At 70.8% G+C, this 14,776-nt stretch carries 7 protein-coding genes; 5 read left to right on the forward strand and 2 right to left on the reverse strand.

Annotated features, from left to right (window positions below; genetic code table 11):
• The first annotated feature begins 199 nt into the window (after positions 1-199).
• On the forward strand, positions 200-694 hold the full coding sequence (locus tag AC07D6_RS29005) for a hypothetical protein (protein WP_479049270.1): 495 nt from the start codon (positions 200-202) through the stop codon (positions 692-694).
• A 66-nt stretch (positions 695-760) separates the two neighbouring features.
• The gene (locus tag AC07D6_RS29010) at positions 761-1,372 is read left to right on the forward strand and encodes a hypothetical protein (protein WP_479049272.1); all 612 of its coding nucleotides are present in this window, start codon (positions 761-763) and stop codon (positions 1,370-1,372) included.
• On the opposite strand, the gene AC07D6_RS29015 is transcribed toward AC07D6_RS29010, so the two are convergent.
• The gene (locus AC07D6_RS29015; protein WP_479049274.1) at positions 1,332-2,444 is read right to left on the reverse strand and encodes a tryptophan dimethylallyltransferase family protein; all 1,113 of its coding nucleotides are present in this window, start codon (positions 2,442-2,444) and stop codon (positions 1,332-1,334) included. The two genes, AC07D6_RS29010 and AC07D6_RS29015, sit on opposite strands and share 41 nt — an antisense overlap.
• Positions 2,445-2,482: 38 nt before the next feature.
• Positions 2,483-9,874, reverse strand: a complete 7,392-nt coding sequence (locus AC07D6_RS29020) for an amino acid adenylation domain-containing protein (protein ID WP_479049276.1) — start codon at positions 9,872-9,874, stop codon at positions 2,483-2,485.
• 797 nt (positions 9,875-10,671) lie between these two features.
• On the opposite strand from AC07D6_RS29020, the gene AC07D6_RS29025 reads away from it, so the two are divergent.
• From AC07D6_RS29025 to AC07D6_RS29035, 3 genes are all read left to right on the forward strand, one after another.
• Positions 10,672-11,883, forward strand: coding sequence for an MAB_1171c family putative transporter (locus AC07D6_RS29025; protein ID WP_479049278.1), 1,212 nt, complete (start codon positions 10,672-10,674; stop codon positions 11,881-11,883).
• Positions 11,884-12,306: 423 nt separating this feature from the next.
• Positions 12,307-13,479, forward strand: a complete 1,173-nt coding sequence (locus AC07D6_RS29030; protein ID WP_479049280.1) for a methyltransferase domain-containing protein — start codon at positions 12,307-12,309, stop codon at positions 13,477-13,479.
• Between the two features lie 313 nt (positions 13,480-13,792).
• A complete protein-coding gene (locus AC07D6_RS29035; protein ID WP_479049282.1) occupies positions 13,793-14,707 on the forward strand; it encodes a PH domain-containing protein in 915 nt (304 codons plus the stop codon).
• Positions 14,708-14,776 lie beyond the last annotated feature (69 nt).

Below are 14,776 nucleotides of genomic sequence, written 5' to 3' on the forward strand. Positions count from 1 at the left end.
GGAGTAGGGGGCGCGGGGCCTCTCAGGGAGGTGAGGGGGTGCGCCGTTCGTCGGGCCGGCCGGGCGAGCCGGTGCTCCCGCCCCCGGCCGGCGTCTTGTGCACCCTGCCGGACGGCTGTATTGGTTTGAGGAGGTAGTCTGTTCGCCCCGGCGGACAGGCCGGAAGCGTTGGGTCCCTCTCGTCACGTGAAGGCGGCACATGGGCAGCGACAGGTCAGCACCTCGGGGAGTCGAGCGGCCACTGCCCCGCAAGCTCGCCCAGCGGCTCAACGAACTCATCGGGGCCTTCTATCCGGACGAGCGCAGGCGCCCGGGCTACGCCAAGCTCGCCAAGGAGATCAGCGAGACGACCGGCGGTAAGATCTCCGGCACCTATCTGTGGGAACTGGCGACGGGCAAGAAGTCCAATGTGACCCTTGAGCAGCTCGACGTTCTCGCCGAGTTCTTCGGCGTTCCACCCGAGTTCTTCTTCAACGACGAGGTGTCGGAACGAGTGAGTGCCCAGCTGGCACTCGCCGTGGCGTTGCGGGACACCAAGGTCCGCAATCTGGCGTTGCGAGCCGAGGGGCTCTCCCCGGCCACCCTGGACGCGCTGCTCGCCATGGTCAACGAGGCCCGCAGAGTGCAGAACCTTCCCAGCGCGGACGAGAACGGCGGCGCATCACCGGAAAGATCCCCGGAGTCCGGCCCCTGACCGGCCGCCGACGCCGGGAGACGGAACACGCCCGGAAATTCCTGTCCTTCTCCTGACAACCACTGCGTGAAGAAGGGTCCAGAGGACGTGCGTACGCATTACCGGCATGCCGACATACGTCGAGAGTGCGAAGCGATACTACGCCGGATCACGGTACCGAACCCTTTCTCGATCGAGGCGTTCTGTGAGCGGCTGGCCGAGCAGCGGCAGCGTCCGCTCCACCTCCACCCCCTGCCGCCGCAGGCCGCCGTCTCCGGGATGTGCGGCCTGTTACTGGCCACCGACACCGACGACCACATCTTCTTCGAGCGGTACACCGTGCTTCCGCACCAGGAGCACATCGTGCTCCACGAGATCGGGCACCTGCTGTTCGACCACCACGTGCTGCTCGACGACGACACCATTGGCCGGCTGGTCCCGGGCGGGCTCCTGCCCGACCTTCATCCCGACCTGATCCGTCGGCTCCTCGGGCGCTCCCGCTACACCACCCGTCAGGAACTGCAGGCCGAGACGTTCGCTGACCTCCTGCGGACGGGGCACGGGCGAGTGGGCGGGCGCAGCGAGTCGGCCAGCGTGTTGGACAGACTCCAGGCGGCCATGGGTCTCGCCCCTGACACCCGGGCCGGCCGCCGCCCCGTCAGTCCGACGGGTAGGCCGCGAAACGAAGGTACAGCGTGACGTCGGGGGTTCGTCGGCCGCACCTGACACTGACCAGCTCCTGCAGCCCGGTGGTCTGCGACAGCGGTCCGGGCGCCAGGGACTCGATCATCGAGCGGTACGGAGCGGGGTCGATCCCCTGGACCTCCATCAGACCGCTGACCCGGCCGCACGCCTCCTCGTCGGAACCGACCAGGCCAGGGAGGCGGAGGTAGGTCGTGGCCTCAACCGGGATGTCGTGGTCCTGGAGGAAGGCCAGGCACGTCAGGGGTTCGTTGGGGATGGGAAGGGACTGCCGCACCATAGCGTCGCCCAGGATCCGGCGGTACGCCGCCATCGCGCGCTCGCTGTCGTGGCGACCGGACAGGCCCGCCACCCGGTTGAGCACCGCCGCCGTCGGGGCGTGGTGCCGGTAGTAGACCTTGACCCGGGAGCGCGGGGTGTCACTGAGGTCGAGCGCCAGGAACTCCAGCTCGTGCTCCTGGTCCTCGGACGGTCCGAGAACGCCCCGGACATGACTCCACGCGGTGCTCAGCCCCAGCCTCCCCATGGCCTCTTCCACCAGGTGGTGGCTGTGCGCACGCCCTTGGGCCTGCGCGCTGAAGTAGACCTTGTAGCGGGGGGAGCGGCCCGGGGTCCAGGCCAGCGAGTGCCATATCAGTCCGGGACCGGGCTCCGGCGGTGAGGGGAGGACCAAGTCCTCGATCTTCAGGTACCGGTCCAGGGACACACCCGGCCGTGCGGCGAGCCTGCCGTTCAGCGCGACCCCGGCCCGCCGGCAGGACAGCGGTGTCATAGGACCGCCCAGCGATTCGAACAGGATGCGCATCTGTGGCGGTCCATCGCTCCAGTTGACGGACAGCTCGGCGGGAAAGCCGTCGTGGGACACGGCGGACGGGTAGCGGCTGCGAGTGCCGATCGGCTGCCGGCCCCAGGGGTCGAGCAACGAGCGGACCTCCCGCAGGACCGGCCGGGACAGTCCCCGCACGATGCCGAGGGCGTCGCACGCGCGTGCCATCCGGTCGGTGAGGAAATCCGTGTACGACTGCTGTGCGAGGGCGGGGCCGGTGCGGTGTGTCGTGGTGCTGTCCACGGGAGCGCCTCCTTGACCAGACGACGGATGGGGCCCGTTCACCGACGCCCGGAGGGCGGAGGCGGAGCGGGAAGGAAACCGGAGGCCACGAAGTGGCCGATGTAGGTGTCCAGCAGGTTCGCGTCGACGCCCGGGCAGCGCACCGGTGATCCGGCGAGCCCGGCGAGAACGTTGCGGCGATCGAAGCGGAAGGCACCTGTGTGGGGCAGGTCCTGGAGCGTTCCGGCCAGCAGCCGGGCGGGAGCCAGCTCGGCCGGCCCGTCGTCGAGCAGCGCGCGCCACTGCGCGTAGGGCACCCTGTCGAGCCGGTAGCCGCTGCGGACGAGACGTCGCACCACGGTGCCGAAGGCGACCGGCCGGCCACCTGTGAGGTGGTACGTCTCACCGTGCGCGGACCGGCTGGTGGACAGGTGCACGATCGCCCTAGCCACGTAGTCGACGGGTACGAGGCCCACGTCCGCCCCCGCATCCGTGAACCCGTGGGCTCCGAGAAGTTCGGGGACGGCGCCGAGCGTCACCATGGCCCGGACCAGGTTCCAGAACGCGTCGTCCCTCCCGCACACGCCGGTCCGCGAATCGCCGCTGACCCGTCCGGGACGGTGGATGGTGGTGGGTACGCCGCGGGCTCCGGCGGTGCGCACCAGCTCTTCCGCGACCCACTTGCTCGCGATGTAACCGCCCGGCGGAAGCAGGGCCGGATCGGCGCGGCGCTCTGGCAGGGGACGGGAAGGGGGCGTGCCGGCGCCGAGGGCGACGGCCGAGGTCGACACGTAGTGCACCGGTTTGGTCCGGGAGCGGGTGGCTAGCCGGAGGATCTCCTGTGTCCCCAGGACGTTGGCCGCCTTCAACCGGTGATAGGGGGCGGCGCCGTTGACGGCGGCACCGTTGTGGTGGATCGCGTCCACGGTGTCGGCCAGGAAGGCGAAGCGCTCGGCACCCAGCCCCAGCAACGGCAGCTCCAAGTCCCCGGAAACCGCGACGATGCGCTGGTGCCGGGCTCCGTCCCAGAGGCCGTACCCCTCCAGGTTGCGGCGGATCCGCTCGTATGCCTCCTGCTCTCCCGGGGCGCGTACCAGGCACCACACCTCGGCGTCGGTGCTGTCGAGCAGTTCGCGGAGCAGGAAGGCTCCCAGGAAGCCGGTGGCGCCGGTTAGCAGGATCCGCCGTGCGGCGGCCGGGGGCGTGGCACCGGCCGGTGTCCGTCCGTGCGGGACTGCGGTGATCTCCGGGTCGAGCACCGCTTCCGCCACGAGGTCCACCCGGTGTACCGGGTGGGCCCCCGGCAGCTTCGCCCGGTCGACGGCGGCGGCCAGTGCGGCCACCGTCTCACACGAGAACACCGTCTCCACGGGCAGCTTCACCGACAGCCGCTCGTGCACGCGGGCGATCACCTGGGGAATGAGCAGGGAGTGACCGCCGAGCTCGAAGAAGCTGTCCTCCACGCCCACCTGCTCCACACCGAGAACCCGTCCCCAGATCTCGGCCACGGCTTCCTCAGCGGGTGTGCGCGGGGCTTGTCGCGACTTGGAGGCGGAGAACACCGGGGCGGGCAACGCCGCCCGGTCCACCTTGCCGCTGGGTGTCAGCGGCAGGCTGCCCAGGCGGACGAAGGCGGACGGCACCATGTGCCTCGGCAGCCGATCGGACACATGGCGGCGCAGCTCCGCCGGGGACGGGTCTGCTCCAAGAGCAGCCGCGGGCTGCGAAGTCCAGTACGCGACGAGGACGGCAGGGCTGTCCGCTGGCTGGTGTGCGGTGACGAGTGCGGTGTGGATGTGGGGGTGTTGGGTGAGGGTGGTCTCGATTTCGGTGGGTTCGATGCGGAAGCCGCGGATCTTGAGTTGGTGGTCGGTGCGGCCGAGGAATTCGAGGTGGCCGTCGGGGTGGCGGCGGGCGAGGTCGCCGGTGCGGTAGAGGCGGGTGCCGGGGGGGCCGTAGGGGTCGGGGATGAAGCGGTCGGCGGTGTGGCGGGGTTGGTTGAGGTAGCCACGGGCCAGTCCGTCGCCGGCGATGTGGATCTCGCCGGGTACGCCGAGGGGGACGGGCTCCAGGGCGGAGTCCAGGAGGTACACCTGGGTGTTGGCGATCGGCGACCCGAGCGAAGGGCGTTCCCCGGCCCGGAGCGGACCGCTCGTCGTCGAGCACACGGTGGCCTCCGTCGGCCCGTAGGCGTTGACCATCCGGAGGCCCGGGGCCCACCGGTTGACCAGACCGGGCGGGCACACCTCGCCCGCCACCACCATCGTGACCCCTTCGGGAAAGGTCTTCTCGTCCACCATCCCCAACGCGCTGGGGGGCAGTGACAGCACGGTCACACCCGTCTCCGCCACCAGGGTGGACAGCGCGGGCCCGGGGAGCAGGCGCGCGGCGTCGGCGACCACCAGCGCCGCTCCGCTGAGCAGCGCTAGGCACACTTCTCCCCAGGAGGCGTCGAAACCCGGCGAGGCGAAGCGCAGCACCCGGCTGTCCCCGGTCACTCCCAGCCGCCGAGCCAGCGAGGCACGCAGCGGCTCCAGGCCGCGGTGGGTGACGGCCACTCCCTTCGGCGCGCCCGTCGACCCCGAGGTGTAGATCACGTACGCGGGCGAGTCCACGGACAGCGGCGTCCCGCGCTCGGCATCGGTCAGGTCCCCGTCGGGGCAGGCGCCGATCCGCGCGGTGGTGCCGGGCTCGTCCAGTACGATCCGGGCGCACGCCGTGGTTCCGGGCACCGACGCGGCAGTGCCGGAGTCGGTCAGCAGACAGACGGGCCGCGCGTCCTCCAGTACGAGCGAGACCCGCTGGGCGGGAAGTTGCGGATCCAATGGCAAGTGCGCCCCGCCGGCCTTGACGACTGCCAGCTGCGCCACCACCGCCGTCACCGACCGGGGCAGCATCACCGCCACTGGCGTCTCGGGGCCGACCCCGTGAGCGGCCAGCAGCCGCGCCAACTGGTTGGCCCGTGCGTTCAGCTCCGCGTAGGACACGTGTCGACGACCGCACAGCACGGCCGTGGCGTGCGGCGTGCGGCGTACCTGCGCCTCGAACAGCTCGTGGAAGCACCGGCCGTCCGACAGACCGGTCACGGGGGCGTTCCAGGCGTGCAGGACCGACTCGCGCTCCTCGTCGGTGAGGATGCCGATCTTTCCGATGGGCCGTTCGGGGTCGTCCGCCACACCGGCCAGCAGGCGCTGGAAGTGCCCGGCGAACCGCTCGACGGTCCCGCGGTCGAACAGGTCCGTGCTGTAGACGATGCGCCCGGACAGCCGCCCGTCCTCCTCGGTGAGGTGGCACTCCAGATCCGTACGGATCGTGGTGTCCGGTGCGTCGAAGGGTTCGCCGCGCACCCCGGTGAGCTCAAGGGCGGAGCGGGGGACGTTGAGCAGTTGGAAGACGACCTGCGCCAGCGGCGTACGCCCCCGGTCACGGACGGGCGCGAGTTGCTCCACCACCCGCTCGAACGGCAGGTCCTGGTGGGCATAGGCGCCCAGGGCTGTCTCCCTCACCCGGTGCAGGATGTCGGTGAAGGAGGGGTTCCCCGAGCAGTCGGTCCGCATGACCAGCGTGTTCACGAAGAACCCGATGAGCCCTTCCACGTCCGGATGCCGCCGTCCGGCGGCCGGAGAGGCCACGGTCACATCGGTGGTGCCCGTCCAGCGGGACAACAGGACCTGGAACGCGCCGAGCAGCGTCATGTACAGCGTCACGCCCCGGTTGCGGCTCAGCGCGCGTAGCCGCTCGGCGACATCAGGCGGGATATCGACGTCCACCGTCGCGCCGCGGCCGGTGGGCACGGCCGGGCGGGGGTGGTCGATGGGAAGTTCCAGCGCCGCCGGCGCCCCGGCCAGCCGGTCTTGCCAGTACTCCGACTGGGGCCGGAGGGCGCCCTCGGTCAGCCATTCCTGCTGCCAGACGGCGAAGTCCCCGTACTGCACGGGCAGGTCCGGCAGCGCAGAGGGCACGCCCTCGTCGAACGCCCGGTAGAGGACGCTCAGTTCACGTAGGAGGACACCGAGGGACCACCCGTCGGAGATGAGGTGGTGCAGTACCACGCACAGCACGTGGTCGTCGGCCCCCGTCCGTACCAGCAGGATCCGCCATGGCGGGGCCGCGCCGCCCAGGTCGAAGGGCCGGGACAGCTCGTCGGCCACCCGCTCACGGGCTTGGGCCTGCGGATCGGCCGCCCTGGAGACGTCCTCGACCCGTAGGCGCACGGGTCCGGGCTCGTGGACCGTCTGCCGGGGTACCCCACCCTCCTGCGAGAAGGTGGTGCGCAGCGACTCATGCCGCCGGACCACCTCGGCCAGGGCGTGCCGCAGCGCCTCCGCGTCCAGGGGGCCGCGCAGTCGTACGGCGCACGGCACGTGGTAGCGGGCGGTCCCGGGATCCAGCTGTTCCAAGAACCAGAGCCGTCGCTGCGCGAAGGACAACGGCAGGGCCCCTTCCGCGCGCGCCGCCGGCAGTCGCCCCGGCAGCTCGACAACAGTACGGCTGCCGCCCCCGGCCACCCGTGCCGCCAGCCGGGCGACCGTCCGGTGCGTGAACACCTCGCTCAGGGGCAGCTCCACTCCCAGGCGGCTCCGGACACGGGAAACGAGGCGGGTCGCGGACAGCGAGTGTCCACCCAGTTCGAAGAAGTCGTCGTGGACGCCCACGTCCTCCACTCCGAGGACATCACCGAACAGTCCAGCGAGGATCTCCTCCCAGGCGTCGCGCGGTGCGGTGGACTCACCCAGCCAGTCGGGCCGGTCGCCGTCGGGTTCGGGCAGCGCCCGGCGGTCCACCTTGCCGTTCTCCGTCAGTGGCAGGCGGTCCAGCAGGACGAACGCCGACGGGATCATGTGGCTGGGCAGTTTGTCGGCCAGGAAGGTGAGTACGGCCGGGACGAGGTCGCGCCGGGCCTCCCTCAGGAAGCGGGCGCGCAGTGGATCGTTGGTCGTGTCGCCCGACGGCCCAGCGGTGTCGGGGAACACGACCCTCAGGGGCTCCGTGACCGCGCCGGCGGGTATGAAGGCCACGTCGACCGAACCGTCCGTTCGTCCGGACGCCCAGCTGACGGCCGCGTGACAATCGTGCTCCTCCGCCCACTCCCACAGGTCCTCCGGGTCGATCGCGTCGCTGTCGGGAACCGCCTGCGCGCCCTGGCCGGCGGCCAGGGCCACGTCGGTGCGGACCCTTGCGTTGGGCACCCCGAGGATGCCGAAGGATCCGCCCCCGGCCAACCGTTCGCGCAACCACCCAGCGGTGATTCCGTCGGCATCCCAGGAGTACCACGTCGCCACCATCGCGGGCGCGTCGGCCGAAGTGCCTTCCCGGGGCCGTCCGGCCTTGCGGAGCAGCACGTCGTACCGGAACTTCGTCAGCTCGTTGTGCGCGCGGCCCCGCTTGGGCAGCACCTCCAGGCTCGTGAACTCCCGGTCCGGACCGCAGAAGGCGGTGAAGTGGCGCGGACTGACCAGGAGCTCCCTCTCCCGAGTGGTCTGCCGGGCCACCTGCCGCGCCAGCCGCGCGCCTCGCGCTCCCCTGGACCACTCCACGGAACAGTGGTGTGCGGTCAGCAGCGCCAGGTTCCGTATGTCACCCACGAACAGGGTGCCGCCGGGTGCCAGAAGGTGAGCGGCACCACGTAGGACGCGATCGAGGTATGCCTTGTCCGGGAAGTACTGGACCACCGAGTTGACCACCACCGTGTCGAACTCGCCCGGTGTGAAACCCGTGAAGTCGTCCGCCTCGCGGTGCACGAGCCGAACCTTGTGGTCTAGCCCGCCGGTCCGCAGGGCCTGTCCTAGGGAGTCGAGAGTGGAGGCGGAGAAGTCGGTCCCCACGTACTGTTCCGCGTGCGGGGCGAGCCGCCACAGCAGCAACCCGGTACCACAGCCGATCTCCAGAACGCGGCGGGCGCGGGTGCCCCGGATGCGGGACACCGTCGATTCCACCCAGATGCGCATCTCGTCCTCGGGGATCGGCTCCCCGGTGTAACTGGACGTCCAGCCCGCCAGGTCGAAGAAGGGGCTGTCCGGCCGGCCGGGACCCTGCGACTGGTCGAAGACGTGCCGCCACTCGTCCGTGTGCTCCGTGACCGTTTGCGCGGGCGCCTGATCTGGCGCGCCGACGAGGTATGCCACCAGGCGCGGGCTCCCGACGCCACCGGCCCGGTGTGCGGTGACGAGTGCGGTGTGGATGTGGGGGTGTTGGGTGAGGGTGGTCTCGATTTCGGTGGGTTCGATGCGGAAGCCGCGGATCTTGAGTTGGTGGTCGGTGCGGCCGAGGAATTCGAGGTGGCCGTCGGGGTGGCGGCGGGCGAGGTCGCCGGTGCGGTAGAGGCGGGTGCCGGGGGGGCCGTAGGGGTCGGGGATGAAGCGGTCGGCGGTGTGGCGGGGTTGGTTGAGGTAGCCACGGGCCAGTCCGTCGCCGGCGATGTGGATCTCGCCGGGTACGCCGAGGGGGACGGGCTCCAGGGCGGAGTCCAGGAGGTACACCTGGGTGTTGGCGATCGGCGACCCGAGGGGGATCGGCTCGCCGTCCGCACCGTCCTCCTCGGTGATGCGGTGGCAGGTGGCGAAGACCATGCTCTCTACCGGCCCGTAGCCGTGCACCATCCGCAGGCGGGGAAAGCGGCGGCGGATCCGCCGCACGTGGGAGACCGAGGGCGTCTCCCCGCCGGTCATGACCTGCCGGAGCCGGGCGAAGACCTGGGGGTGCTCGTCGGCGACCACGGCGAACAACCCGGCCGACAGCCAGAGGGTGGTGACCCCGTGTTCGGCCACCAGAGTGGCGAGTATCGCCGGGTCGGGGCTCTGGCCCGGGGCGAGCACGCACCGCCCGCCGTGCAGCAGTACCGACCACAGCTCCAGTGCCAGGACGTCCCAGGAGACCGGAGAACACTGCAGGGACACCTGGTCGGGGCCGAAATCGATGTAATCCTGCCCGAAGAATGTGCGCAGGATGGCCCGGTGCGTGGACACGACCCCCTTGGGTCCACCGGTCGACCCGGAGGTGAACATGACGCAGGCGACGTCGTCCGGGGCGACGGCCACCGCGGGGGCGCTCGCCGGCAGCCGGTCGATCAGCGGCCGCTCCTCGTCGAGGAGCACTGTGCGGTCCGGATCCAGGGAGAGGCGGCGGGCCGTGGCCGTCCGTGTGATGATCCGGACTGGGTCGGCGCTGCGGATGAGGGAGGCGATCCGCTCGGCCGGGTGTGACGGGTCCAGGGGGACGTAGCCGCCGCCGGCCTTGAGCACGCCCAGCAACGCCACCACGAAGTCGGGTCCGCGTTCGACGCACACGGCCACCAGGGAGCCGCGTTTCACGCCTTGGTGCCGCAGGTGGTGGGCCAGCCGGTTGGCCCGGGCGTCGAGCACCTCGTACGTCATGGTCGCGTCGCCCCACGCCAGCGCCCGCGCTTCGGGGTGTTCCCCCGCCCGCGCCGCGAACAATTCATGGACGCACATGCTGTCCGGATAAGGCGCGACGGTTGCGTTCCCGTCGTGGAGATCGGTCCGGTCTTCCGGAACCCGTCGGCCTGCGGTGAAACCCACGCGTCGCACTGAAAGGTACCTCCGTGTGAATCCGCCGAAGCGGCGAGGAGGAAATTATTTCGGGTGTCGGTGTGGTGGGCAATTATCCTTTCGTGCACTCCTCCTCCGGGTCTGGAGGGGGAGTGCACGATCGACCGCGGGATGAAAGAGAACGATCCGGAAGTGTGACCGGGGCCGCCCCTTCGGCAGGGTGCGGCACCGTGCCGCGGCCGAGGGCTGGACGCCGCCGGTGGACGAGTGCGCGGCGCCCGGTCTGTCCGGCGGCGCGGTTCGGTCCAGGTCGTGATGGGTCGGCGCGCGTCCTGCGGGCGGGGACCAGTGAGATGTCCGCCCCGGCAGGAGTGCGTCGGGGGCTGTGCCGGGCGCGGTACTGGGCTGTGCCCCCGCGGGCGGCACACGACGCCCGTCCGCGTCAGGGGCGCGGCGCGCGGAACGGGAAGCGCTTCATGAATTCAGGCATGTTTGTCGCAGTGAATCGGCCAGATCCGCTTGCTGCCGCTTCCGTGTCCCTGCCTTCCGCTGATTGCATGGAGGGGACGATATGGAACCGCGTGCTCCGGCGTGCTTTTTCATGTGAGGCGATTCGGCCTGCACCAGGGACAGGAGGCGATGTGCTCACCATCGGGCCGAGTTCCCGCGAGGGCTGCGGCGCAGGGTCTTCTCGTGGCCCGCGGGGTGTCCCCGAGGTGATCGGGGAGTGAGTGCCGCGCATGGACACTGAGCCGAGGGACCTTGGCAACCTCGCCCTGGCGATCGGCGCCTGCGCCCTGTGGGCCGCCGTCCTGTTGCGTTCCCGCTCCGCGGTCCACTCCCTCGAACAGCGCGGGCTGTGGCTGGCGGGCGCCACCGCCGCGGCGGCCATGACGCTGAGCCTGCCACCTCTGACCGAGGCCGTGACGCGCGCTGACGGCCCGCCCCACCTGGTCACTTTGGTGCGGAACCTCATCGGCGTCTGCTCGGCCGGCGCCATCCTGCACTTCGTGGCGTCGATCACCGGAAGACGGCGGCTGAAGGGTGTGCTGCTCGCGGGGGTCGGCACGGTGACGACGGCCCTGCTGATCCTCGCGGTGACGACTCAGGCGCACCATTCGTCCGGGGGATGCGGGTCCGGCGGCTCCGTGGACGAGAGGGTCTACTGGCTGATCGCCACCGGCACGCACCTGGTGGGGAACACCGCCTGCGTGTGGCTGTTCTGGCGGTACGGGCGCCGGATTGCCTGCCGCTCGTTGCGCGTGGGCCTATGGCTGTTCGGCTGGGGGACGGCGCTTGCCGGGCTGTTCTGGACCGTCCACCTGGTCCATCTCTTCTTCCCGGTGGACGCGCTGATGCCCCTCCTGCCCTTCATTATGTCCCTGCACGCGCTGCTGAGGGCGGCGGCCATCCTCATCCCCACGGTTTCCGCAGCCTGTGAGGCCGCAGGCCACATCGCCACGGCCTGGAGGCTGTGGCCCATGTGGCGGGATCTGACGGAGGCGGTACCCCACGTGGTGCTGACCGAGCTCCGGCCCCGCGTGATGGAGTTCCTCCGTCCCCGGGCCTCCTGGAACCTCGTCACCTACCGCAAGATGATCGAGGTGCGGGACGCCATCCTCGTACTGCACCAGTACGTCGGGCGGGACGTGCCGGAGCGGATCCGCTGTGCCGTGGTGCGGGCCGGGGTCCCACGGACGGACACCGACGCCGTCGTACTGGCGTGCGTGCTGCGCAGCGCCCGGCGGGCCAAGCTCTCGGGCCTCCCGGCGGCAAGTGTCCCGGCGGTTCCCGTGGGGCTCCACGACGGGGGCTTGGCGGACGAGACCGCGTTCCTGCTGCGCGTGGCCGAGGCGTACAGGTCCGCCCTGCCCCCGGGGCCTCCGTGCGAGAGCGCGTCCGGCGGCCTCCGTTCCGGACGGAAAGGACTTTTCACTTGGCCGCAACACTGATCGCAGGTGCCGCTCGGGGGACAGCCGACGGCCGGGCTTCGCCCGCCGGGCGGGCGGCTCCGCGCGAAGGCCACCGGCGGAACCGGGCTCGACACCCGGGCGCTGTGCCACCCGTCCGTCATGCGGAGAAGGCGGCACGCGTCCGCTCAGGTTCGGAACCCGGCGCGGGCCCGTCTGTGGCGTATCGGGCCGTCCGGTCCGGACGCGCGGCGGGGTTCTCGGCCGGATTGGCGGATATGGCGACTTCAGGACCCGATGCTGAGCCATGATGGGGCGTCACTTTCCCGATACAGGAGGTTGCCGTGGGTGGTCACCGTAAGCCGGAACCGGACCCCGGGCAGGGCACGCCGCCACCGGGGAACGCCGACGGGCAGGTGCCCACCCCGCCGCCGGGTGGCGGCAAGCACAAGAAGGACTGAGCCGGTGCGCCTCGACGAGCGGTGCGCCCAGCTGACCGAGGCCATGGCAAAGCGCGGTCTGTGGCCCGAGCGCTCCCCATGGATCCGCCAGGCCGTCGAGGCCCTGCCCCGGCACGAATTCGCTCCCGACCGGCTCTGGCACTGGGACGGTACTGCTGGTGTCTACGTGCCGGTGGATCGGGCGGCCGATCCTAGGCGATGGGTGGCCGAGGTCTACGCCGGGCCGGATGCCCCTGCCGTCACTCAAGTCACCGACGGGCTGGCTTCTTCGAGCCTGTCGTGTCCGGCGGTCGTGGTGGACATGCTCGACTCGCTGTTGCTGGAGCCCGGCCATCAGGTGCTGGAGCTGGGGACGGGTACGGGCTGGAACGCCGCACTGCTCGCCCATCGTGCCGGTGCGGGACGGGTGGTCAGTGTCGAGGTCGACCGGGAGCTGGCGGTTGCGGCCCGCGAGCGGCTGGCCGTTCGCGATGTCCGGGTGGAGGTGGAAATCGGGGACGGTACAGCCGGGTGGCCGCAGGGCTGCCCGTATGACCGGCTGGTCGCCACCTACGCCGTCGAGGAGGTGCCGTGGGCATGGGTGGAACAGGTCCTGCCCGGCGGGCGGATCGTCACTCCCTGGGGGCGCCTTGGTCATGTCGCGCTCACGGTCGGCGCTGATGGGCGGTCGGCGTCGGGGTGGGTGCAGGGGCTGGCCCAGTTCATGCCCGCCCGCGGCGCCGGTCCGGGCGCGCCGTTCGGCCACCTCCGCGACCGGCAGCCCCAGGAAGCCGAAGGGCCCTTTCCCCGCGCCCTGGGGCCGCTGGTCGGGCCGGAGCGGGGGCATCTGCTGTTCGCCCTGCGCGTGCTGCTGCCCGGCATCCACGTTCATGTCACCGCCGAGGCCGGGCAGGCGGGGGTGGTGTGGCTGCACGACGGCTATGCCTCCTGGGCCACCCTCACCCCCCGTGTGGGAGCCGACGCCAATCTGGGTGCGTCAGAGGGCGCGGTGGCCCTCCAAGGCGGGCCGCGGCGTCTGGCCGAGGAGGTGGCGCGCGCCTGGCAGGTGTGGGAGGAACGCGGTGCGCCGGTGCTGTACGACTTCGGTCTCACCCGCACCGAGCACGAGCAGTGGGTCTGGAGTGGCGGCCCGGACGGTCCCCGCTGGCAACCACTGACGTCCGCGGTGGTGCGCTGACACCACGGGCGGGCGGCGGTCGAGTGCTTCTGCCCTGACGGGCCCGGGCAGGGCTTGGGCGGATCCGTGACTGGGCGGCTTTCCATGCCACCCGTCCACAGTTGGCGCCTTGCGACAGCGGTCCCACTTCTGCTTTGAGCCTGTTTCACCGCGTATGCGGGTGGACAGTTGCCCTTGGGGTGTCAGTGGCGGCGAGGGCAGTATGAAGGACTGCGGCTGAGCCGCCTCCTGGGCGCTTTTGCGGCCCGGGGGTTTGTGAGGAAGTGTGCTGCCCGGGGCGGGGGGCTCGGTTTCGATTTCATGGGGGAGATGCATGCGGTTCATCGTGCTGGGGGATGGCGAGCGGGTGCAGGACGGTCCGCGCGCCTGTCTCCTGGTGCCGAGGCGGGAGGCCGGGGACGACGGTTACATGACGCTGTATCGCCTGTGGTTCCGGGACGGTGGCGGGGTGGTCGCCGAGCTGGGGCCGGTCAAGATCGGTTATGCCGATCTGCTGAGAGAGGAATGGCCGCTGGAGGCCGGGGAGTTTGCCCGTATGGAGGGGCTGGGGCGGCGGCTGTATTGGTTCTCGGTGGGCCAGAACGATCTCTACTACGAGAACATCCGGCGGCTCGGCCCCCGGGTGGGCAGGGAGATCTTGGATAGCCTGTGCGACATTGCGTTGAGCCCGGGGCGCTTCGGGCAGGCGGTGCAGTGGGATGTGACTCAGACGTCGTTGCTGCGCAGCGTCGAGCCACAGACGGTGGAGGTGCAGTTCCGGCGGATCGCCCAGGGCGGTACCCGGCTTACTGCGTACCGCTTCGACTACGTCACCTCCTTCGCCGACACCGTGCAGGAAGACGACGAGGGGTGTGGGCGTTGGCGGTTGTCGTTCTTTGTCACCCCTCATGCACAGCCCCCCACCAACGTGCATGTACTGATCGGCCGCAATGGGGTAGGCAAGACCACCCTGCTCGGTGATATCGCTGCGGCGGTGGTCGGCCGGCAGGGGCAGCGGCAGGGGGCCGGGGAGATCGTCTGGCCGGGCGGGGCGGCCGGGGCGTTCACCAATCTGGTCTTTGTGACGTTCAGTGCTTTCGACCCAACCCGCGAGCAGAACGAGGACGAGGCCGGGTTGCCCGGCTGGGACGCGAACAAGGACGTGAGCGGCGGCCAGGAGATGCCGCCGGCCGAGGCCGGTTCTGTACCGGTGTCCTCTACTTACGAGTTGGTGCGTGATAGCGGGTGAGGTGTCATGCCTGGCAGGTGGCATGATCCGGGTGTGGTGATCATGGTCAATCGGGCGGTGCTGGCACAT

The organism is Streptomyces sp. NPDC045287 (genome assembly GCF_056432325.1).